The 20,770-nt window shown below is 74.2% G+C and carries 25 protein-coding genes; 11 read left to right on the top strand and 14 right to left on the bottom strand.

Annotated elements, in window-relative coordinates; genetic code table 11:
• Nucleotides 1-18: 18 nt before the first annotated feature.
• The 5 genes from ABD352_RS46495 to ABD352_RS46475 form a co-directional block, all read right to left on the bottom strand.
• Nucleotides 19-1,245 (bottom strand): FAD-dependent oxidoreductase, encoded by a 1,227-nt coding sequence (locus tag ABD352_RS46495; RefSeq protein ID WP_344619038.1) that lies wholly within the window; start codon nt 1,243-1,245, stop codon nt 19-21.
• Between the two features lie 62 nt (nt 1,246-1,307).
• Complete coding sequence (locus ABD352_RS46490) at nt 1,308-1,916, bottom strand: PadR family transcriptional regulator (protein WP_344619037.1); 609 nt, start codon at nt 1,914-1,916, stop codon at nt 1,308-1,310.
• Nucleotides 1,917-1,935: 19 nt separating this feature from the next.
• Nucleotides 1,936-2,793: an oxidoreductase gene (locus tag ABD352_RS46485; RefSeq protein ID WP_344619036.1), complete on the bottom strand. Its 858-nt coding sequence runs from the start codon at nt 2,791-2,793 to the stop codon at nt 1,936-1,938.
• A 12-nt stretch (nt 2,794-2,805) separates the two neighbouring features.
• Nucleotides 2,806-3,690 (bottom strand): diacylglycerol kinase catalytic domain-containing protein, encoded by an 885-nt coding sequence (locus ABD352_RS46480; protein WP_344619035.1) that lies wholly within the window; start codon nt 3,688-3,690, stop codon nt 2,806-2,808.
• A complete protein-coding gene (locus ABD352_RS46475; RefSeq protein ID WP_344619034.1) occupies nt 3,687-4,712 on the bottom strand; it encodes an SPFH domain-containing protein in 1,026 nt (341 codons plus the stop codon). The genes ABD352_RS46480 and ABD352_RS46475 overlap by 4 nt, the downstream gene beginning before the upstream one ends.
• 80 nt (nt 4,713-4,792) lie before the next feature.
• On the opposite strand from ABD352_RS46475, the gene ABD352_RS46470 reads away from it, so the two are divergent.
• Nucleotides 4,793-5,509, top strand: a complete 717-nt coding sequence (locus tag ABD352_RS46470; protein WP_344619033.1) for an NUDIX hydrolase — start codon at nt 4,793-4,795, stop codon at nt 5,507-5,509.
• A gap of 55 nt (nt 5,510-5,564) precedes the next feature.
• A complete protein-coding gene (locus ABD352_RS46465) occupies nt 5,565-6,137 on the top strand; it encodes a hypothetical protein (RefSeq protein ID WP_344619032.1) in 573 nt (190 codons plus the stop codon).
• 79 nt (nt 6,138-6,216) lie between these two features.
• Here the strand turns inward: ABD352_RS46465 and ABD352_RS46460 are convergent, their stop codons facing one another.
• Complete coding sequence (locus tag ABD352_RS46460) at nt 6,217-6,384, bottom strand: hypothetical protein (RefSeq protein WP_344619031.1); 168 nt, start codon at nt 6,382-6,384, stop codon at nt 6,217-6,219.
• 69 nt (nt 6,385-6,453) lie between these two features.
• Between ABD352_RS46460 and ABD352_RS46455 the strand changes: the two genes are divergently transcribed.
• Nucleotides 6,454-6,900, top strand: coding sequence for a MarR family winged helix-turn-helix transcriptional regulator (locus ABD352_RS46455; protein WP_344619030.1), 447 nt, complete (start codon nt 6,454-6,456; stop codon nt 6,898-6,900).
• Between the two features lie 46 nt (nt 6,901-6,946).
• Here the strand turns inward: ABD352_RS46455 and ABD352_RS46450 are convergent, their stop codons facing one another.
• Both ABD352_RS46450 and ABD352_RS46445 read right to left on the bottom strand, forming a co-directional pair.
• Nucleotides 6,947-7,213 carry a DUF6289 family protein gene (locus ABD352_RS46450; RefSeq protein WP_344619029.1) on the bottom strand — a complete coding sequence of 89 codons (267 nt, stop codon included), beginning with the start codon at nt 7,211-7,213 and terminating at the stop codon, nt 6,947-6,949.
• Between the two features lie 56 nt (nt 7,214-7,269).
• Nucleotides 7,270-8,592: an FAD-dependent oxidoreductase gene (locus tag ABD352_RS46445; protein WP_344619028.1), complete on the bottom strand. Its 1,323-nt coding sequence runs from the start codon at nt 8,590-8,592 to the stop codon at nt 7,270-7,272.
• A 76-nt stretch (nt 8,593-8,668) separates the two neighbouring features.
• On the opposite strand from ABD352_RS46445, the gene ABD352_RS46440 reads away from it, so the two are divergent.
• Both ABD352_RS46440 and ABD352_RS46435 read left to right on the top strand, forming a co-directional pair.
• Nucleotides 8,669-9,127 (top strand): MarR family winged helix-turn-helix transcriptional regulator, encoded by a 459-nt coding sequence (locus ABD352_RS46440; RefSeq protein ID WP_344619027.1) that lies wholly within the window; start codon nt 8,669-8,671, stop codon nt 9,125-9,127.
• Nucleotides 9,128-10,135, top strand: coding sequence for a zinc-binding dehydrogenase (locus ABD352_RS46435; protein WP_344619026.1), 1,008 nt, complete (start codon nt 9,128-9,130; stop codon nt 10,133-10,135).
• Here ABD352_RS46435 and ABD352_RS46430 read toward each other — a convergent pair.
• The 3 genes from ABD352_RS46430 to ABD352_RS46420 form a co-directional block, all read right to left on the bottom strand.
• Nucleotides 10,125-10,937, bottom strand: coding sequence for a class I SAM-dependent methyltransferase (locus ABD352_RS46430; RefSeq protein WP_344619025.1), 813 nt, complete (start codon nt 10,935-10,937; stop codon nt 10,125-10,127). The genes ABD352_RS46435 and ABD352_RS46430 overlap by 11 nt on opposite strands.
• Before the next feature lie 101 nt (nt 10,938-11,038).
• A complete protein-coding gene (locus ABD352_RS46425; RefSeq protein WP_344619024.1) occupies nt 11,039-11,710 on the bottom strand; it encodes a phosphonatase-like hydrolase in 672 nt (223 codons plus the stop codon).
• Complete coding sequence (locus ABD352_RS46420) at nt 11,704-12,813, bottom strand: TIGR03364 family FAD-dependent oxidoreductase (protein WP_344619023.1); 1,110 nt, start codon at nt 12,811-12,813, stop codon at nt 11,704-11,706. The genes ABD352_RS46425 and ABD352_RS46420 overlap by 7 nt, the downstream gene beginning before the upstream one ends.
• A gap of 127 nt (nt 12,814-12,940) precedes the next feature.
• On the opposite strand from ABD352_RS46420, the gene ABD352_RS46415 reads away from it, so the two are divergent.
• Both ABD352_RS46415 and ABD352_RS46410 read left to right on the top strand, forming a co-directional pair.
• The gene (locus tag ABD352_RS46415) at nt 12,941-14,005 is read left to right on the top strand and encodes a serine hydrolase domain-containing protein (protein WP_344619022.1); all 1,065 of its coding nucleotides are present in this window, start codon (nt 12,941-12,943) and stop codon (nt 14,003-14,005) included.
• A 245-nt stretch (nt 14,006-14,250) separates the two neighbouring features.
• On the top strand, nt 14,251-14,964 hold the full coding sequence (locus ABD352_RS46410) for a hypothetical protein (RefSeq protein WP_344619021.1): 714 nt from the start codon (nt 14,251-14,253) through the stop codon (nt 14,962-14,964).
• 20 nt (nt 14,965-14,984) lie between these two features.
• On the opposite strand, the gene ABD352_RS46405 is transcribed toward ABD352_RS46410, so the two are convergent.
• Genes ABD352_RS46405 through ABD352_RS46395 form a run of 3 tightly spaced genes read right to left on the bottom strand, consistent with a single transcriptional unit; the run spans nt 14,985 to nt 17,681 of the window.
• Nucleotides 14,985-15,890, bottom strand: coding sequence for an NAD-dependent epimerase/dehydratase family protein (locus ABD352_RS46405; RefSeq protein WP_344619020.1), 906 nt, complete (start codon nt 15,888-15,890; stop codon nt 14,985-14,987).
• 19 nt (nt 15,891-15,909) lie between these two features.
• Nucleotides 15,910-16,569 (bottom strand): response regulator, encoded by a 660-nt coding sequence (locus ABD352_RS46400; RefSeq protein WP_344619019.1) that lies wholly within the window; start codon nt 16,567-16,569, stop codon nt 15,910-15,912.
• Nucleotides 16,566-17,681: a sensor histidine kinase gene (locus tag ABD352_RS46395; RefSeq protein ID WP_344619018.1), complete on the bottom strand. Its 1,116-nt coding sequence runs from the start codon at nt 17,679-17,681 to the stop codon at nt 16,566-16,568. Before ABD352_RS46395 ends, ABD352_RS46400 begins: the two co-directional genes overlap by 4 nt.
• Between ABD352_RS46395 and ABD352_RS57890 the strand changes: the two genes are divergently transcribed.
• Genes ABD352_RS57890 through ABD352_RS46375 form a run of 4 tightly spaced genes read left to right on the top strand, consistent with a single transcriptional unit; the run spans nt 17,595 to nt 20,767 of the window.
• Nucleotides 17,595-18,236, top strand: a complete 642-nt coding sequence (locus ABD352_RS57890; protein ID WP_425553927.1) for a DUF6223 family protein — start codon at nt 17,595-17,597, stop codon at nt 18,234-18,236. The genes ABD352_RS46395 and ABD352_RS57890 overlap by 87 nt on opposite strands.
• A 43-nt stretch (nt 18,237-18,279) precedes the next feature.
• The gene (locus ABD352_RS46385; RefSeq protein WP_344619016.1) at nt 18,280-19,041 is read left to right on the top strand and encodes an arsenate reductase/protein-tyrosine-phosphatase family protein; all 762 of its coding nucleotides are present in this window, start codon (nt 18,280-18,282) and stop codon (nt 19,039-19,041) included.
• A gap of 13 nt (nt 19,042-19,054) precedes the next feature.
• Nucleotides 19,055-20,248, top strand: coding sequence for a chromate efflux transporter (gene chrA / locus ABD352_RS46380; RefSeq protein WP_344619015.1), 1,194 nt, complete (start codon nt 19,055-19,057; stop codon nt 20,246-20,248).
• Nucleotides 20,249-20,299: 51 nt separating this feature from the next.
• Nucleotides 20,300-20,767 (top strand): group II truncated hemoglobin, encoded by a 468-nt coding sequence (locus ABD352_RS46375; protein ID WP_344619014.1) that lies wholly within the window; start codon nt 20,300-20,302, stop codon nt 20,765-20,767.
• Nucleotides 20,768-20,770 lie beyond the last annotated feature (3 nt).

Raw genomic sequence — 20,770 nt, 5'->3', positions numbered from 1 at the left:
AGGCCGGCTCCGGGGAGGTCAGGCCGGCAAGGCGACGCCCTCGGGCGCGGCGACCCGGGCCGCCCAGTCGATCGGGTGGTCGAACTGCCAGGTGAACTTGGCGGGGTCGACGAAGCGCATCGCCAGCGGCATGAGCAGGTCGCGCAGCACCCGCGCGACCGGCCCGGCGGCCTTGTCGCTGTTGGTCCGGGCGGCCATCTTGATGATCCGCTCCACCCGCTCCCGGCGCAGGCCCTCGTAGGCGGCGAACGCCTGCGCCACGGGCAGGTCGCGCAGGCAGCGGGCCAGCTGCACGCCGCTCTCCATGGCAAGGGAGGCGCCCTGGCCCGAGCTCGGGGACGTCGGGTGGGCGGCGTCTCCGAGCAGGACGACCCGGCCGGAGTGCCACACGGGGACGCTCGGGATGTCCTCCATCCCGCCCGTGATGACCAGGTCCTCGGGGGCGGTGTGGCGGATCATCCGCGCCGCCGGGGTGCGGTCCTCGGCGAACACCTCGGCCAGGCGGCGCAGCCACTCCTGCGCCCCGACGGCCTTCGCCTCGGCGGCGCTCATCGGGGTCTTGTGCGGGAGGTTGGCGAACCAGCCGCTCTCGTCGGGCGCGACGACGTAGCCGAAGAAGGCGCGCTTGCCGAAGACCATGTGCATCTTGCCCGCCGTGTCCTCAAGGCCCTCGCCGCCGGAGCGGGCGCCGAAGCCGAGCAGGCCGGCGTAGCGGGGCTGCGGGGCGGACGGGTCGATGAGGCCGCGCACGGTGGAGCGGATGCCGTCGGCGCCGACGAGGACGTCCCCGGCGGCGGTGGTGCCGTCGGCGAAGCGGGCCACGACCCGGCCTTCGGCGGCGTCGTCGGTCAGGCCGGTCAGGCGCTTGCCGTGCTCGATGCGGACCCCGCGCCGCACGGCCTCGGCGTAGAGGGTGCGGTACAGGTCGGAGCGCCACACCAGCAGCTGCCCGGGCAGGCCGGGGAGGTCGCCGAACTCGCCGAGCCGCTTGCCGGTCCAGCTCTGCATGACCATCCCGCGCATCGGCCGGCCGGCCGCGGCCACCGCCGCCTCCAGCTCGGCGTCGATCGCGGCGAGGGCGGTGCGGCCGTTCGGGGCGATGCTCAGGGCGCCGCCGACCCCGTCCGCCGTGCCGTCGTACGCCTCGTAGACCGTCGCCTCGATGCCCGCCTTCTGCAGCGCCATCGCGGCCACCGGCCCGCCGATTCCGCCCCCGATGACGATCGCGTTGTGGATCCCGGCCATGGTCAGCCCCGCTCTCTGGAGTAGTTGAGAACAACTATCCAGGAGCGATTAGTCAGAGTCAACTATTCGGTTTTGAACTCCACCCCGTGCGCGGTCGCCCACATGGGGCCCCAGCCCTCCTCCGGGTCGCAGATCTTGCCGATGAACTCCTCGACGAAGGACCGCTCGGCGTCGAGCAGGCGCAGGCGGTACGACTCCTCGACCAGGAACAGCGGGTGCACCCCTTCCGCCTGGGACTTCTCGATGACCCCGGCGGCCTCGGCCCGCTGCGCCTCCAGGCCGGCCAGCCGCTCCCGCAGCAGCGTGACCACCTCGCCCGGGGTCAGCGCGGCCACCATCGACAGCGCGGAGACGAACGCCGGATACTCGTGCTGCGGCTGCCCGACCAGCTCGCGCAGCCAGTCGTGCAGCTCCGCGCGGCCGGCGTCGGTGATGCCGTAGACGGTGCGCTCCGGCCGCGCCCCCTCCCGGTTGACCTCCTGCTCGGCCACGAAGCCGGCCTTGGCCAGCTGCTGCACCACCATGTACAGCGACCCGTGGTTGAACTTGATGCTGCGCTCGTCGCCGTAGCTGCGCAGCGTCTTGGACAGCTCATACGGGTGCATCGGCGCGCGGCTCAGATACGCCAGCACGGCCAGGGCCAGCAGGTTGGATACCTGACGCCGCGTCACTTGGCCACCCGACGCCGCTTCACGCCCTTACCGCCGGCAGGGCCAGGGCGGCCCGGGCCTCATCGTCCAGCGCGAGCCGGCCGGCGGCCACGTTCTCCTCCAGGTGCTCCAGCGACGCCGTGCCCGGGATGAGCAGCGTGTTGGGCGCGACGGCGAGCACCCAGGCCAGCGCCACCTGGGCCGGCGTGGCGTCCAGCCGCGCGGCGATCGCCTTCACCTGCGGGTGGCCGAGCACCCGCTCCCGCCCGAACGCCGCCCCCAGCGGGAAGAACGGCACGAAGGCGATGCCGCGCCGCAGGCACAGGTCCAGCACCGGCCGGGACTGCTGGTCGACCAGGTTGAACGGGTTCTGCACGCAGACGATCTCGGTGCGCTCGAGGGCCTGGCGCAGCTGCTCCTCGTCGACGTTGCTCATCCCGATGCCCGCGATGAGCCCCTCGTCGCGCATCGCGACCATGGCGTCGAGCTGCTCGGCGAGCACCTCGGGCGCGGACTTCGAGTGGATGCGCAGGTTGACCGCGTGCAGCCGCTCGACGCCCAGGGACCGCAGGTTGTCCAGCACCCCGGCGCGCAGCTCCTCCGGGGTCTGCGCGGGCAGCCACCCGCCCTTGTCGTCGCGCTTCGCGCCGACCTTGCTGACGAGCACGAGCTGGCTCGGGTACGGGTACAGGGCGCTGCGCAGGATCTCGTTGGAGACGTCCGGCCCGTAGTACTGCGCCGTGTCGATGTGGTCGACGCCCAGGTCAACCGCGCGGCGCACCACCGCGAGGGCCTCCGCCCGGTCGCGGGGCGGGCCGAAGGCGCCACGGCCGGGCAGCTGCATGGCGCCGAACCCGACGCGATGAACCTTGCGCTTGCCGAGCGGGAACGTGTTCACGCGTTCACTGTTTCACACGACGAGATTGAGCCGTCGGCCCGCGACCCCGATCGTCACTCGCTGCCCCCAGGACAACTCCAGTCGGTCACCCTCGAGCCCGTCGGCGAACACCACCAGCCGGTCGCCCTCGCACGACAGCTCCAGCTCCTCGCCCGCCCCCAGCCGCCCGCTGGTCAGCGACACGCCCGTGGCCGGGGACGGCCAGGCCTCGCGGACGAACCAGCACAGCGCCGCCTCGCGCGGGCCGGGCAGGCCGGGCGCGCCGGCCCGCTCGCGGGCGATCGACGAGCACCAGCCGGTGGCGCCGGTGCCGGTGCCGGCCACGACGCCGGAGGAGGACTGCCGCTCGCGGGCGCCCTCGGGGGTGGACAGCGTGTAGCGGGCCGACTGGTGGCTGACGTGGCCGAAGTACACCTCGTTGAGCCCCAGCAGCTCCTGCCCGTCGTCGAGGCGGGCCGACACCATCGTGCGCTCCTCGGTGGCGCGCGGCCGGCGCAGCAGCCGGTGCAGCGCGGCCGCCTCGTGACGCACCAGCACGCCCGGGTTGCGCCCCGGCTCGGGGTCGATGCCGATGACCGGCTGCCCGTCGAGGTACTTGGCGACGTTGGCCACCAGCCCGTCCTGGCCGACGGCGATCACCAGGTCCTCCGGCCCGAACAGGAACCGGGGCAGGTCCTCCCGGTCGATGTGCCCGCGCCGCCAGTCGGCCGGGATGGCCGCCCCCGCCGCGGTCAGCGCGGCCTGCAGGGCGGCGTGCCGGGCCGCGACCTCCCCCAGGTCGCGGCCCCGCTGGCGCAGGTAGTAGTCGGCCGCGGCCCGGGTGCCGTGCCGCGCCAGCAGCTCGTCGAGCTCGCTGCGGCGCGACACCAGTACCGCCCGCGGGGCGAGGGTGCTCACTTCCCGAGCCGGTTGAGCAGCCCGGTGACCACGTCCGGGGTGATCGTGAGCTGGCCGATCTCGGGCAGCTGCCCGGCCAGCTCACGCAGGGCGAGGGCCTGCAGCACGGCGGGCGGCAGGTCCCGGTACGCGGCCAGCTTCGCCGCCTCCGCCTCGCCCTCGGCCAGGCCGAGCGCCCGCACGCCGGCCGCCCGCGCCTCGGCCCGCACCCGGTCGGTCTCGGCCTCCGCGGCCGCCGCCACCCGCGCGCGCTCGGCCTCCGCCTGCGCCGCGACCAGCGCCGCCGCCGCGTCCAGCTCCGCCTGGCGCTGGTCGTTGGCGCCCTTCTGCTCGACCAGCTGCTGCTCCCGGCGGGCCAGCTCGATCTTGTTCTGCAGCTCGTTCTCGGCGATCGCCCGCTCCTGCTCCACGGCCCGCGCCCGGCGCGCGTACGTCGCCCGGTCGGCCTCCTGCTGTACCGCCTCGCGGGTCGGGGTCTGCAGCGCCCGCTCGAGGTCCGGCTCCGGCCGGATCGCCACGACCCGGGCGCTCACCACGCTCACCCCGGTGTCGGTGAGGCGCGGATCGCTGCCCAGCGCGGCGGAGACGGCCTCCCGCACGGGCGCGATGCCGGCGGTCAGCGCCTCGGTCAGCGGCAGCCGGGCCAGCAGGTCCAGCGCCGGCTGCTGGGCCAGCTCGGCCAGCAGCGTCGCCACCTGGTCGAGCGGCTGCCCCCGCCACTGCCCGCCGGCCGGGTCGAGGGAGAAGTCGAGCCGCTCGGCCGCCACCTCCGGCGCGCTGATCCGGTAGGTCACGGTCGCCTGCACGGTGACGTCGGCGAAGTCGCTGGTCCGCGCGTGGAAGAGCAGCGGCAGCTCGCGGTCGTCGACGGGCACCTCGGACAGGACGGCGGTCAACGGGCGGTACCAGAACGACTGCCCGATCCCCTCGTGGCGCACCTTCCCGTTACTGCGGTGGCGAATCCAGCTGGTGGGTGTGCCGCGCAGGTGCCGCCAGAAGAAGCGGCGAGTCACGTCCGCCATAGCTCGTGCCCTCCCCATGAGTTATCGTCACGATGACGATATAAACGCCCGGCCTTTCTCGTCAATGTGGTGATAAAAACATGACATTCACCGTGACCGTCGACCTCGTGGTGCTCACGATCCGCGATGCCGCGTTATCGGTACTGCTCATCCGCCGCGCCGTCCCGCCGTTCGAGGGCGACTACGCCCTCCCCGGCGGCTTCGTCCTGGAGCACGAGGACCTCCTCGACGCGGCCGTGCGCGAACTGCAGGAGGAGACGGGCGTGGGCGGCGCCGGCCACCTGGAGCAGCTGGGCACCTACGGAACCCCGGACCGCGACCCGCGCGGCCGCGTGGTCACGGTCGCCTACCTGGCCCTGCTCCCCGACGCCCCGGCCCCGCAGGCCGGCAGCGACGCCGCCGCGGCCGAGTGGCGCCCGTTCGCGTCCCTGCCGCCGCTGGCCTTCGACCACGCGCGGATCCTGGCCGACGGGGTGGAGCGGGCCCGGGCCAAGCTGGAGTACTCCCCGCTGGCCACCGCCTTCTGCCCGCCGGAGTTCACCATCGCCGAGCTGCGCCAGGTCTACGAGGCGGTGTGGGCCACCCCGCTCGACCTGCGCAACTTCCACCGCAAGGTCAGCAAGACCCCGGGCTTCGTCACTCCGACGGGCCGCACGACGGCGGGCGAGCGAGGCCGCCCGGCCCGCCTCTTCACCCGCGGCCCGGCCGAGTTCCTCGTCCCCCCGATGCTGCGCATCGGCCCGGATGACCACATCGGCCCGGGGCACCACATCGGCCCAGAGGACCACGAGGACTGACCGACGGCCCGGGGCGGGTGACGGGATTGGTGCGGCACCGCTACGGTCTACGGGCATGAGCGCACCGCAGGAGGCCGCTGCCGGGCCGGCCGAGGAGCCCGTCGCGCCGGTGGCTCAGGCCTCCACCGCCGGGATCGGCAGCCGGGTGGTGGCGCTCGCCGGGGCGCTCGCGGCGTTGTTCGCGCTGGCGTTGCCCTGGGCGCGAGAGGACAACACAGTCACCGTGGCCACCGATGTCGGTGGCACCGCCACGCTGCTGCAGCGCGGCGGCGACCAGTGGAGCGGGTGGGCGTTGCACGGGGCCAGCCACCTCGACGGGCACCGGCCCGTCACCGTGGCGATGGCGATGCTGCTCATCACGTCCACGGCGGTGCTCGCCGGCGGTGCCTGGGCGACGTTCGAGCGGCCCCGGTCCGTCTGGATCGCGCCAACCATGGCGGCGGTGGCGATCCTGACGCTGCTCGTGAGCATTCCGGGGCTGGACGGGGTCGCGAGACGGTTCGGCGCCGGGCACGTCACGACCGTGGAGTACGGGGTCACGGTGTGGCGCATCGCGCTCGCCGTCGTCGCCGTCGGGGCCGCCCGGCTGGCGCTGCTGCAGGAGGCCGCCCGGCGCCGGCAGCGGTAGCCGCGCCGCGCGGACCGCGCCCTCACCACACCCGGCCGGCGCGGACGCGGCGAGGCCGGCGCGGCCGGCGGCGCCGGGATCAGGAAGAGCGGCGCTGGGCGGCGCGCATCTGCTTGTACTGGTCCTGCGCCTCCCGGCTCCACCCCTGGATGGCCCCCTCGACGGTGGCCGGGCCGAAGATCCGGAAGAAGAAGTTGCCCACGCGGTCCTCCTTGGCGCGCTTGGCGCGACGCTTGAACCCGAACACGGCCACCCTCCTCGTTAGTGGTCCAATCGTTGGTGTACCAACCATTGGGGTATCGCTAGTATGGCACACGTGCCCGAGAACGCAGCACCCACCGACCCGCTCGCGCTGGAGCAGCAGGTCTGCTTCGCCCTGGCGGTGGCATCGCGCAACGTGATCGCGCTCTATCGGCCGCTGCTGGAGCCGATGGGGCTGACGCACCCGCAGTACCTCGTGATGCTCGCGCTGTGGCAGCACTCGTCGCTGTCGGTCAAGGACCTCAGCCGGCTCCTGCAGCTCGACCCGGGCACGTTGTCGCCGCTGCTCAAGCGGCTCGAGTCCGCGGGGTACATCGACCGGCGCCGGGCACCGCACGACGAGCGGGTGCTCGAGGTCACCCTCACCGAGGCGGGGAAGCTGCTGCGAGCCGACGCCGAGCGCATCCCGCCGGCCGTCGTGGAGCGGCTCGGCATGCCGGTGGAGGAGCTGCTCCACCTGCACGCCGAGCTCACCAAGGTGATCGAGAAGACGACGACCTGAGGGTTCCGTGCCCGTCCCGTCAGCAGGCTCCCCCAGGATGGGGACGTCACACCGGGCCGGGGCCGTCCCCGCAGCCCTGCACGATGTAGGTGGAGTAGCCGGCCTTGATGCCCCAGTCGAGGACGACACCCTGACAGTTCGTGGTGTGCCCGCCCTGCTGGTGGGTGCGCGCGGCGTCGGAGAAGTAGAGCCAGCCACACATCGTGCCGGCCGGACACGCACTGTACGCGGCGGCCGGTGTGACCGGCGCGAGCACGAGCGCGCCTACGCCGACCGCGGAGGCGAGCGCGAAGCGACGGAGCAGCGAAGTCATGTAATGATGGTTGCCAATGTATTGCCGAAGCGCAAGAGTCCGGGACCCTGGCCGCTTCACGGAGAAGCCACTGCACCGCGCGTGTCGTACAGCTGCGCCTCGAAGCGCCGCTTCAGCGACGGGATGCGGTCGGTGGCGCGCAGGAAGGTGCGGGTCGCGGCCAGGGCGGCCCGGCCGATGACCGGCCGGTGCACGAGCTGGTCGCCGCCGGTCTGCTTCTTGGAGGCCTCGACGGCGGCGAAGCCGTACTCGAGCATGTCGCGCTCATAATCGCGCACCGCGTCGAGCAGCGGGCGGCCGCTCGTCAGCGCCAGCACGAGGTTGTGCGCGTCGCGCAGGGCCGTGTTGGCGCCGACCCCCTGGCCCGGGGTCATCGTGTGGATGGCGTCGCCGAGCAGCGTCACGTTGTCGGTGGGCCACGGGTCGACGCGGACCGACGTGCGGATGTTGATGGGGAAGCACGTGCTCGGATCGGTGAGCGCGAAGAGCCGATGCAGCCGCGGGTCCCACCGCGGCGTCATGCGGATGGCCAGGTCCACCAGCGAGGCGCCGCCGCGGGACATGACGTCGGCCGGGAACTTGCCGGTCGCGGCCGACAGGCCCCAGTTCAGGTAGTCGCGGGTGTTGTCGTAGAGCAGGCCGGGCCACGCCGCGACGAGGGCGGCGTCGTTGCCGCCGATGCCCTCCTTCGGGCGGCCGTCCGCGCCCCACGGGAACTCCATCCAGTGCAGGATGCAGGCCATCCCGCGCGGGGCGAGCACCATGCCGATGCCGGGGAACAGGCCCGCCGGCAGCGTCGCGACGCTCTCCGGGGTGACCGGCACCTTCGCCGCGATCGCGATGATGCCGGCATCCTCCAGCCGGGCGTGCGGCAGCCGCTGCTGACGGACCGGCGAGTTGACGCCGTCGGCGCCGACCAGCAGATCACCCGTGTCGCTGGTGCCGTCGGCGAAGTGCGCGGTGACCCGGCCGCCGGGCTCGTGCGAGTACCGGACAAAGGTCCTGGAGAAATGCAGGACGTCCTCCATGCCGGTGAAGAGGACCTGCCGCAGCGTCATGCGGCTCACCGATTTCTCGTCGTTGACGTCGTCGGCCGGCTCACGCAGCGTGATGGACAGGGTCCGCCGGAGGCGCTCGTCCAGGAAGGCGAAGCGCTCCGGCGGGCGGGCGCAGGTGGCGACGAAGGTGCGGTACAACTCGGGCGGCAGGCAGGCCTTGAGCGCTCGTGATCCGTGCGGGTCGATGCCGACCCGGTATCCGTGCAGGCCGCTGGCGCGGGTGCGGTCGCGCTCGTGCACGGCGACGTCGATCCCGGCACGCCGCAGGCCGTGCGCCAGGCACATGCCGCCGGTCCCCGCACCGATGATGATGACCTTCACTTCCGGTTACCTCGCAGATCTAGTCGCTAGAACTTCTAGTTACTTAGCGTACGAGCGATCCGGTAGCATCGCAAGGGTGGGTTCCGAGGAGCTGGTCGGCGCGTTCGGCCGGGCGATGCAGGCGTACCAGCGCGCGGTGGACACGCTGGACCAGCAGGCGGCGGACCGGCTCGGGCTGAACCGGACCGACCTGCGCTGCCTGGAGATGCTGTTCGGGCCGGAGGCGGCCCCGATGTCGCCGGGCGAGCTGGCCACGGCGGCGGGCATGACCACCGGCGGCGTCACCACCGCCATCGACCGGCTGGAGCGGGCCGGCTACGTGACCCGCGAGCGCGACTCCGGCGACCGCCGCCGGGTGACCGTCCGCCCGACCGAGCTCGCGCTGCGCAGGGCCGGCGAGATCTACGGCCCGGTCGTGCGGGAGGGCACCGCGTTCCTGCGCCGGTACGACGACCAGGCCCTCGCCGCCATGATCGAGGTGCTGGAGTTCGCCACGAGGCAGCACCTCGACCACGCCGCGCGACTGGCCCCCTGAGTGCGCGCGCTGGCGGTCGAGGGCCGCGCACTCGCCCTGCGCGACGGGCCCGACCCGGTGCCCGCGGCCGGGGAGCTGCTCGTCGAGGCGGTCGCCCTGGGCATCTGCGCCACCGACCGCGAGATCGTCGCCGACGGCCGGGTCGAGGGGCTGATCCTGGGTCACGAGTCGCTCGGCCGCGTGGCCGGCACCGGCGAGCTCGTCGTCGGCCGGGTGCGCCACCCGGACCCGGAGCCGTGCGGCGCCTGCGCCCGCGGCCAGCAGGACATGTGCCGCAACGGCGGCTACACCGAGCGCGGCATCAGGGGCCTCGACGGCTTCGGCAGCACACTGTGGACGAGCCATTTCCTGGACGTCACCCACCTCGCGCCCGAGCTGGGCCGCGACGACATCGGCGTGCTGGTCGAGCCGTGCAGCATCGCGGTCAAGGCCTGGGAGCAGGTCCGCCGCATCGGCGCCCGCGCCTGGTTCGAGCCCGGCACCGTGCTGGTGACCGGTGCCGGGCCGATCGGGCAGCTGGCCGCGCTGCTGTGCCGGCAGTTCGAGCTGGACGTGCACGTGCTGGACCGCCACGCCGGCGGGGTGAAGGCCCGGCTGGTCCGCGAGCTCGGCGCCACGTACCACCACGACCCGGCCGACGAGGTGCTGCGCCGCCTGCGCCCGGACGTGGTGATCGAGACGACGGGCGACCCCGGCGTGGTCCTGGCTGCCCTGACCGGCACGGCGGCCTTCGGCGTCGTGTGCCTGACCGGCGTCCCGCGCGACGGCCGGGACCTGACGTTCGACGCCGCCGCGGCCGCCCGCGAGCTGGTGCTGCGAAACGTCGCCGTGGTCGGCTCGGTGAACGCCGGCGAGGCCCACTACGCCGAGGCGGCCGCCGCGCTGCAGGCGGCGGACCCGGACTGGCTGGCCGGCCTGATCACCCGGCGGGTCCCGCTGGCGCGGGCCGCCGCCGAGGCCCTGGAGCCGCCCGGCCCGGACGACGTGAAGACGATCGTCACCTTCTGAGCGTGCCGCGCGTGATCCAGGTCAGGTTGGACGGCCGCAGCGCGTCGTCGCGATCGCCCAGCAGCTGTTCCTGCGAGACGTGGTCCGTGGCGAAGCCGGACAGCACCCCGGCCATGTCGGCCGGCGAGAAGAACGACACCCAGGGCTCGCCGTGCGAGGCGTTGACCGGGCCGACCGCCTCGACGTAGGCGCTGGCGGCCGCGTCGCGGTCGGCCTCGGGCACCATGTGGTCGAGCACCAGGATGCTGCCGGGGGCGAGCCGGGCGACGGCGGCGACGGTCCGCGCCACCGACGACGGGGTGAGGTACATGGTCACGCCGAGCCAGGCCACGACCGCGGGCAGCGCCGGGTCGAACCCGTGCGCCGTGAGGCGCGCGACGAGGTCGTCCCGCTCGAAGTCGACGGCGACGTACTCCACGGCGCCGCCGAGCCCGGCCGACCGGACCGCGTCCCGCTTGTACTCCTGGGTGGCGGCCCGGTCGACCTCGAACACCCGCACCGCCGAGCCGCCGGCCCGGTGGGCGTAGCTGTCGAGGCCTGCGCCGAGCAGCACGTACTGGGTGTGCCCGGACGCGTGCAGCGTGTCCTCGGCGAAGCGGCTGCGGCACACCACCTGGGCCCGCGCCCCGGCCAGCACCGGGTGCTCCCCGTGCAGGCGGTGGTAGGCGAGCAGCTCCTCGGCCCGCTCCCCGAGCAGCGGCGCGGCGAGCGGGTCCGAGAACACGTAAGGCTGGTCGTCGACGATGAGATGGGCGGCGCGGGCGGCGGCGGCCATGAGCGCCGTGCGGCTGATGTCGGTCACCCGGTCACGCTATGTCGGCGATTCGGACATCATATCACATATATGAATATTTATCCAGTGCCTCACCGGTCGACCTTGCAGTACAGATGGGTGACGTTGTTTCAGAGACCGATTGCCGCCGGGAGGTCCCGCACGGACGCGAGCACGTGGGTGGCGCCCGCCGCGCGCAGGGCCGCCTCGTCGTGGGCGCCGGTGAGCACGCCCGCGGCGATCCCGGCGCCGGCGCGCAGGCCGCACAGCACGTCGTACGTCGTGTCGCCCGCCGTCGCCACCGTCCGCACGTCCTCGATGTCGAGGCGGAGCACCGCGGCGAGCACGAGGTCCGGGAAGGGGCGGCCGCGACCGGCCTCGGACGGCACGAGGGTCAGGTCGGCGATGTCCTTCCAGCCCAGGGCGGCGAGGATGCGGTCCGCGGTGTCCCGGGAGAAGCCGGTGGTCAGGGCGACCTTGATGCCGGCCGCGCGCAGGGCGCCGATGACCTCGGCGGCGCCCTCGATCGGGGCGCAGTGACCCTCGTCGACCAGTCCGGCGTACGCGCGCTCGAAGGCGGCGTTCCCGGCCCGGGCGGCCGCCTCGTCGCCGCCCAGCAGGTGACGGAACACGCTGATCTTCGACTCGCCCATGGTGGCCCGCACGTGCGCGAGCATGGCGTCGTACGCCGGGTCGCCGGGGTGCACCCCCTGCTCGCCGATGGCGGCGGTGAACGCGCGCTCCACGAGGCCGCCGTCCTGCACGGTGGTGCCGGCCATGTCCAGGACTACGAGACTTACCACGACAGCTCCTCGGCGGTCTGCTCGGCGATGGCGGGGGAACAGGTCATGCCGCGGCCGCCCGGGCCGGTCACCAGGTGCACACCCGGCGCGACCTCGCGGCGGTAGGCCACCGCGGCGGGGTCGAGGCACTGGGCGTACACCCCGTTCCAGCGCCGCTCGATGCGCGGCAGTGGGCGGCCCAGCAGGGCGGAGGCGACCTCGACGAGGTGGTCGTACGGCGCCTCGACCTCGTCGAACGGGAACGGCTCGGCGTAGGCGTGGGTGTCGCCGATGGTCAGCCCGCCGTCGAGGCGCTGGACCATGAGCAGCTGCATGCCGTGCTCGGCGGCGACCGGCGGCTGCGGCTGCTCGGTCCGGAGGCTTTCCGTGTCGTACGCCGGGTAGTACCGGAAGCTGTCGGCGTCCGCGACGGAGGTGGCGAGCGGCTCGCCCAGCGGCGCCGTCTGGGCCATCTGCAGCCAGACCCGGCGCACCGGGACCGGCCCGGCCAGCTCCTTCACCAGGCCGCCCAGCGCGGCCCCGGTGGCCAGCACGACCGCGTCGGCGCCGTGGACCTCGCCGGTGTCGTCGCGCACCGAACCGGTGCCGGCGGCGCGCACCTCGCGGCCGGGCAGCCAGGTGTAGCGGCCGGTCGGCGCGAGCGCGGCGCGCAGGGCGGGCAGCGCGACCCGGGACTCCACGGCGCCGTCGAGCGTGCAGTGCAGGCCGCCGAGGAAGTCCCCGCGCAGGGCGGGGTTGACCGCGCGGACCTGCTCGGCGTCCAGCAGCCGCCAGCCGCGCTCGGCGGCGTCGGGGGCGGCGGCCGCCGCCTCGGCCACGAGCCACTCGGCCTTGGTGCGCACCAGGGTCAGCGAGCCGTTGCCGCGGAAGCCCACGCCCGGGACCTCGGCGCCGATCTCCTCCCACAGCTGCCGGGCCCGCAGCGCGGTGGCCAGCTCCGGCCCGCCCGATCGGCCGGAGACCCAGACGAGGCCGAAGTTGCGCACCGAGGCGCCGCGGGCCTCGGCCTCGCGCTCCAGGTGGACGACGTCGTGGCCGCGCCGCACGGCGTGCCAGGCGTGCATGGTGCCGAGCACCCCGCCGCCGACGATGACGATCCTCACGGACCCTCCGCTACGTGAATTGGTTCGGACCTTTAACCTAGCCGCAACATCCCACGAAGCCAAGACGCGGTCCGATGTGTTCATTTTCCGTTGGTACTGGGCCAGGTGGCCGGTACTGTGACGCCCCGTGGACGACCTCGTACAGGGCACCGTGGCCCCCGGCTTCGAACCGGTCCTGGAGACCTTCCGCGGCCTCATCGAGTCCGGCGAGGAGACCGGCGCGGCGGTCGCCGCCTACGCCGGCGGGCGGCTCGTCGCCGACCTGTGGGGCGGCTGGGCCGACGCGGCCCGCACCCGGCCCTGGGCCCGCGACACGCTCGTCACCGTCTTCTCCGCCGGCAAGCCGGCGGCCGCCCTGGCCGTGCTGACCCGGATCGCCGACGGCCGGATCGGCCTCGACGAGCCGGTGGCCCGCTACTGGCCGGCCTTCGCCGACCCGGACGGCACCGTGCGGCACGCCCTCGCGCACCAGCTCGGGCTGCCCGCCATCGCCGAGCCGCTCACCCCCGCCGAGGCGCTGGACTGGCCGCGCTGCACCGCCGCCGTCTTCGCGAGCCCGCTGGAGTGGGCACCGGGGACCGCGGTCGGCGAGCACGCCCTGACGTACGGCAACATCCTCGGCGCGATCCTGCGCGGCGCGACCGGCGAGACGGTCGGCGAGGTGGTCCGCAGCCTCGGCCACGACGTCCACTTCGGACTGTCCACCGAGGACACCGCCCGCTGCGCCGAGGTCGAGCACGGCACCCCGGACTGGGCGCAGCAGGCGGTACACGGCCACGGCGAGCTGTGGGCCCGGGCGCTGGGCAACCCGGCCGGCCTGCTCGACCCCGCGGTGCTCAACGGCGACGCCTGGCGCCGCGGCGAGCTGCCGGCCGTGAACCTGCACACCACCGCGCGCGGGCTGGCCGGGCTGTACCAGGCGCTGCCCGCCCTGCTGCCCGCGGACCTGCTCGCCGAGGCGCTGGGCCCGCAGGCCGTCGGCCTCGACCGGCTGCTCGAGGAGGACGCCGTGTGGACGCTGGGCTGGCGGCGCGACGGGGAATGGATCGGCATGGGCGGCATCGGCGGCTCCTCGGCCGGCGGACTGCTCGCCGACCCGGACGGCTACCGGATGGCCTACGTGACCCGCCGCCTGGCCAACCACGACCGCGGCGACGCCCTCTACGACGCCGTGGAGGCCTGCGTGGCCTGACCGCCAGCCCAGGGCTGGCCCTGTCGGCGTACAAGCCGTGATCGTCGACGGCCGGATCGTGCAGCGCGACGGCCGCCTGACCGCCTTGGACCTGCCCAAGCTGCGCGCTCAGGCAGCGTTCCTGGCTACGCGGCCGATCAAACGCTGAAGGGGCTGGGTGTCGGGATGACGACCCGGCGGCGGTATCAGCGGCGGCAAGCGGGCGTCTCTCATGCGACCGAATCGGCGCAGAGAAGGAGAGGCACATGCCCGTCTTCGAGACGATCACCGGCAGGGACGGCAAGCAGTACCAGCTCGTCGAGACCGACATCAGCGGCACGGAGCGGTACCTCGCGCGGCCCGTCGACAAGACCAAGCCGGACATCGACTTCAGCGACTTCGACAATCCGGTGTGGCGGACCTGGTCGGACAAGACCGGGGCGGCCGCGCGGGACGAGGTGCCGTCCTCGACCGCGTCCATCCCGGCCACGCTCTTCAAGAAGGTGCAGGTCAAGCACCTCGACAGCATCGCCACCGAGGGGCTGGTCTCCACGCCGGAGCGGGTGACCTTCTACGGGTTCTCGGCGGGCACGACCTACGCCACGCGCGACCGGGCCCTCGCGGCGATCTGGCTGAGCACGAACGGCAAGCCCGGGGAGCTGATGAAGCCCGACCACGGAGTGTGGATCGACCTGGAGATCAAGGTTTCGCCGATGTTCGCCACGCTGTTCCTGCGCGACGTCAACGCGGTGCTCAACGAGGACGACCGCACCCCCAGCGACACGGTCCTGTCCTTCGGCCCGATCCCGCCGGCCGCGATCTGGCTGCGGCTGCCGGCGGCGACGATCAAGCAGATCGAGCCGTACTACGAGGGATCGGTGCCGACGACGGCCCGTCCGCTGGCCCGGGTTCCCGGCTACGAGCTGCGGGCGCTCTCCGTCGCGATGACCAAGGCCGTCGAGGAGCGCAAGGAGAAGTAGTGGTAGAGCACGCCCATCGGTCAGGCGAAGGTCTCGCGGATGACGTCGTCCAGCGGGCGGCCGGTGGGCGGGTCGACGTACAGGTCGGCGGTCAGCAGGGCGCCCAGGTGGCGCAGGTTCAGCCCGGACTCCTTGCGGGCCAGGGACTGCGAGACGTCGGCCAGGCGCAGGGTCGCGCCCAGGGCCGCGGCGGGCAGGCGGCCCGCGCGGCGGGGGCGGCCGGTGGCGGCGGCGATGCGGGTCATCAGGTCGCGCCAGGCGATGTTCTCGTCGGCGACCGCGATGTCGGCCCCGCTCGCCTGCTCCAGGGCGTCGGCAGCGGCCTCCCCCACGGCGCGGGCCGACGTGGCCGCGGTGCCCCCGGGCGGGGCGAGCAGCGGGGAACGCGAGCGGGCCCAGCGGTCCAGCGGTCCGGCCCAGTTGGGCAGCCGGTCGCCGGCCCGGCCGAAGACGAACGGCAGCTCCAGGACGGCGACCGGCAGGCCCGGGCCGGCCGCCGCCCGTGCCTCGTCGGCCTGCTCCAGGCGGCAGCGCACGTACGTGTGGCGGGCCGGAAGGTCCCACTCGGGGTGCTTGCGGTGGAAGTAGGTGTAGTACGACCCCATGACCACGCCGCGGGTGAGGCCCTCGGCGCGGGCGGCGGTGAACAGGCGCACCACCGGCTCGACCATGTCACGGCGCAGCACCGGGTGGATCGGCTTGCGCAGCGGGCGCTGCTCCTCGGTGCGGGCGGCGAAGACGACGCCGTCGTGGCCGGCCAGCAGCGGGCGCAGCTCGTCCACGGGGGCGGGCCCGAGGTCCAGGGCGTGGTCGACGCCCGGCCCCTTCGCGCGGGCGGTGGACGTCACCTCGTGGCCGCGCTCGCGGAGCACGGCCGCGACATGCGCGCCGATGAGACCGGTGCCGCCCACGACAAGAATTCTCACCCGTGGATATTAACCAGGATCAGCGCCGCTGCGGGGTGACGAGCCCGCCTTCGTAGGCGATGACGACGAGCTGGGCGCGGTCTCTGGCGTGCAGCTTGGTCATGGCCCTGTTGATGTGGGTCTTCGCGGTCACCGGGCTGATGCTCATGCGGGTGGCGATGTCGCCGTTGGACAGCCCGTACGCGACGAGCGTGACGGCTTCGCGTTCGCGGGCGGTCAGTTCGCTCAGCGCGGGGGCGCCGGTGTGGGGTGGGTGGGTGACGTACCGGTCGATGAGCTTGCGGGTGATCGACGGCGCGAGCAGCGCGTCGCCGCGGGCGGCGACGCGGACGGCGTGCAGGAAGTCCTCCGGGAGGATGTCCTTGACGAGGAAGCCGGCCGCGCCCGCGCGAAGCGCCTCGAAGACGTACTCGTCGAGGCCGTAGTTGGTCAGCACGACGACGTGCACGCGCTCGAGGGCGGGGTCGGCCGCGATGCGCCGGGTCGCCTCGATGCCGTCGACGACGGGCATGCGGATGTCGACGAGGACGACGTCGGGCAGGTGCCGGCGGGCCAGGGCGAGGCCCTCGTCGCCGTCGCCGGCCTCGCCGACGACGCTGATGTCGTCCTCGGCGTCGAGCAGCGCGCGGAACCCGCTGCGGATCAGCGGCTGGTCGTCGACGAGCAGCACCCGGATCACGGGGCGGCATCCGCGGGAAGCTCGGCGTGGACGGTGAAGCCGCCGCCCGGTCGGGGCTCGGCGCGCAGGCGGCCGCCGAGGGCGCTGACCCGTTCCCGCATCCCGAGCAGCCCGACGCCGGGGGTCGGCGGCCGGTCGGGGGTGGCGGTGCCGTCGTCGTCGACCTGGACGACGACCGCGCCGGAGCGGTAGCCGACGTGGACGGCGGCGGTGGTCGCGGCGGCGTGCCGGGCGACGTTGGTGAGCGCCTCCTGCACGATCCGGTAGGCGGTCCGGCCGACCACGACCGGGGCCGGCGTGGGATCTCCGTCGATCGTCAGCGTCGCGTGCAGGCCGCTCGCCCGGGCCCGCGCCACGAGGCCGGGGATGTGGTCGAGGCCGTGCGGCGGGGCGTGGTCGTCGTCGCGGAGGGCTTCGAGGGTGGTCCGCAGCTCGCGGGCGGCCTCGCGGCCGGCGTCGCGGATCGCGAGCAGCGCATCGGGCACGGCTTCGCCGCGCTTCTGGGCCAGGTGTACCGCGGCCTCGGCCTGCACCTTGATCACGGAGATCTGGTGGGTGAGGGTGTCGTGCAGCTCGCGGGCGATGTGCAGGCGCTCCTCGCCGGCGCGGCGCCGCGCGGTCTCCTCGCGGGTGCGCTCCGCCTCGTCGGCGCGGCGTTCGGCCTGGCGCAGCGCCTCGCCGGCCGTGGCGGCGGCGATCAGCCAGGCCAGCTCGAGCACGCCCCGGGCCTGCGCGAGCGCCGCGCCGGTGTCGTGCTGGCCGGAGGCGATCGCCGCGAACGGCAGCGCCGCCAGCATCGCCACGCTCACGACCGCGGTGGCGATGCGATGCCCGGCGCGCATCGCGGCGTAGACGGCGACGAGGTAGCCGACGGCGAACACGTTGAACCCGGCCGCCTGGTAGCCCGCCGCGCACGCTCCGGTGACGACGAGCACCGCGACCGGGGCCCGGCGGCGCACGGCGAGCGCCAGCCCGCCGGCCGCGAGCAGCGCGTAGCCGACCGGCTCGAGCCCGGCCGGCGCGCGATGCTCGGACAGGCCGGCGACCACCAGCACCGCGGCCACGCCGACGGCGATCGCGCAGTCCTGGACCCCGATCCGCGCACCGCTCATCCGGGCACCTTAGCCGCCCGGGCGCCGCGACGACTCGTCCTGCGGCAGCGCATCCGGCTACTACGCCCGCAGTACCCGGCCGGGTCCTGCCACGCCCGCAGCAGCGCAACTGCGCGTCCGCGGCACCGCGGAATGCCGACGCCGGCACGACGACGGACGGGGGTGCGGGCGGACAGGATCACAAGCGTTCAGACCCCGTGGAGACGAGGAGCACGTCATGTCGAAAGGTTTCCTGCTGCTGGCGGCCGACGTCGGCGCGTACACCCTGACCGCCGACCGGGTGGTGGCCAGCGTGGCCGCGCTGGTGGCGCTGGCCGCCGTGTCGTCGGCGGCCTCGCGGTCGCGCGCCCCGGCCGGGTCGGCCGAGGGGGGTCCACCGCCGTGCTCGCGGCGGGGATCGCCGCAGCGGTCGTCGGCGCGCTCGTGCTGGCCACCGCCGACGGCGGACCCGGCACCGGCAACGGCGTGGTGGGCGCCGGCATGGCCGTGGTGCTCGGGCTGGCAGCGGTCGTCCTCGGCTGGCTCGCGCTGACCCGCGCCCGCCGTACCGCCTGAGCCTCGATTTTACATCAAATCGATTTGATGTATTGTCGGGGACGTGGGCCGGGCTCGGAGTACAGGCGGTGCGGACCTGCCGGCGTTCCTGCAGGCGGCGGGGCATCCGGTGCGATGGCGGCTGCTCGGCGAGCTCGCCCGCAGCGACCGGCAGGTGCATGAGCTCACCGCCCTGCTGGGCGAGCAGCAGAGCCTGGTGTCGTACCACCTGGGCCTGCTGCGCAAGGCCGACCTCGTGCGCACCCGGCGCAGCGCCGCCGACGCCCGCGACATCTACTACCGCCTCGACCTCACCCGGTGCGGGCACCTGCTGGCCACGGCCGGCGCCGCGCTGCACCCGGCGCTGCACTACACGCCACCGGCAGCACCCGCGCCGACGCCGGCGCGGGTGCTGTTCCTGTGCACCGGCAACAGCTCCCGGTCGCAGATGGCCGAGGCCCTCCTGCGCCGGCGCTCCGGCGGCGCCGTCGAGGCGTTCAGCGCCGGCAGCAAGCCCAAGCCGATCCACCCGGACGCCGTCGCCGTCCTGGCCGAGCGCGGCATCGACCTGAGCGCCGCCCGCCCGAAGCACCTCGCCGAGTTCACCGGCGAGCGGTTCGACCGGGTGATCACGCTGTGCGACCGGGTCCGGGAGGTCTGCCCCGAGTTCCCCGGCCATCCGGTCGCCGCGCACTGGAGCATGCCCGACCCGGCCGCCGACCCCGCCGGCCGCCCGGCCTTCGACCGCGCCGCCGACGAGCTCACCGAGCGCATCGAGTTCCTGCTGCACGCCCTCGCCGCCGGACCCGACCTGGAGACGTCATGACCGGAGGCACCGCGTGAGCGGCGAACCGCGCGCGGCCGCCGCACCGGCCGTCGACCGGCCGGTGGTGAGCCTGGCCACCGTGCTCAAGGAGTGGGGGCGGATCGGCTGCGTCGGCTTCGGCGGCCCGCCGGTCCACATCGCCCTGCTGCGCAAGCTGTGCGTCGAGGACCGCAAGTGGCTCGACCCGCAGGAGTTCGAGGACGCCATCGCGGCCTGCAACCTGCTGCCCGGGCCCGCCTCGACCCAGCTGGCGATCTTCTGCGCCTGGCGGGTCCGGGGCAGGGTCGGCGCGCTGGTCGGCGGGGCCGCGTTCATCGTGCCGGGGCTGATCGTCATCCTCGGCCTCGCCGTGCTGTTCCTGGGCGACCCGCCGGTCTGGGTGAAGGCCGCCGGGGCCGGCGCCGGTGCGGCCGTGGCCGCGGTCGCCGTGCAGGCCGGGGTGAGCCTGATGCCCGCCGGCTGGCAGCGTGCGCCGCAGCAGAGCAACCGCTGGCGGTGGGTGCTGTATCTACTGCTGGGGACGGTGGCGGCGGCGACGATCGGGCCGTGGCTGGTGCTGCTGCTCGTCGCCTGCGGCATCGCCGAGGCGATCGCGCAGCGCGTCCCGCCCCCGGCGCGGCGCGGCGCGGCCCGCGGGCTGCCGATGCTCGCCGCGGCGGGGCTGGGCGGCGGGGTGCTGCTGTCGGTCGCGTGGGTGGCGATCAAGGTCGGCGCCCTGTCGTACGGCGGCGGCTTCGTCATCATCCCGCTCATGCGCGCCGACGCCGTCGACAACTACCACTGGATGACCGGCGAACAGTTCCTCAACGCCGTCGCGCTCGGCCAGATCACCCCCGGCCCGGTCGTGCAGACCGTCGCCGTGGTCGGCTACGCGGCGGCCGGCATCGGCGGTGGCCTGCTCGCCTCCGCCGTCGCGTTCAGCCCGTCGTTCGCGTTCGTCCTGCTCGGCGCGCACCGCTTCGACCGCCTCCGCGACAACCGGGCCGTCCGGGCGTTCCTCGACGGCGCCGGCCCGGCCGCGATCGGCGCGATCCTCGGCTCCGCCATCCCGCTCGCCCTGACGCTCACGCAGGTCTGGCAGTACTGCGTCCTCGCCGGCGCCGCCGTCCTCATGCTCGCCCTGCGCCGCGGCCCGGTCCTGACCCTGCTGACCGCCGCCGCCGCGGGCGTCGTCATCGTCCTCGCCGGCGGCGCCCTGCCCCACTGACCGCCGCCGCCCCGGCCGCCAGCTGTAATCATGTAATGGTGTAATCAAGGCATGGCCGATAGCGAGACACCAACGCTGTTCGACTGGGCCGGCGGGACGCCCGCGATCCGCCGCCTCATCGATCGCTTCTACGACCGCGTCGAGCACGACGACCTGATCAGCCCGCTGTTCCCCGGCGGCGTCAGCGAGCAGCACCGCGCCCACGTCACCATTTGGTGGAGCGAGGTCTTCGGCGGCCCGCCCGCCTACACCGAGCTGGGCGGCTACGAGCGGATGCTCGCCCACCACCGCAACCTCGGCATCACGCCCGAGCAGCGGTACCGCTTCGCGTCCCTGATGAGCCTCGCCGCCGACGACGCCGAGCTGCCCGCCGACCCCGAGTTCCGCGCCGCGCTCGTCGGCTACCTGGAATGGGGCACCCGCATCGCGCTGTCGAACTCGCAGCCCGGGGCGAACCCGCCGCCGCACGCGCCCGTCCCGCATTGGGGCTGGGGCGTCGCGCCGCCCTATCAGCCGTGACCG

The sequence above is a fragment of the Dactylosporangium salmoneum genome (genome assembly GCF_039532525.1).
Taxonomy (GTDB): Bacteria; Actinomycetota; Actinomycetes; order Mycobacteriales; family Micromonosporaceae; genus Dactylosporangium; species Dactylosporangium salmoneum.
Note: the sequence above shows the minus strand (reverse complement) of the source record. Positions and strands in the feature narration are given on the sequence as shown.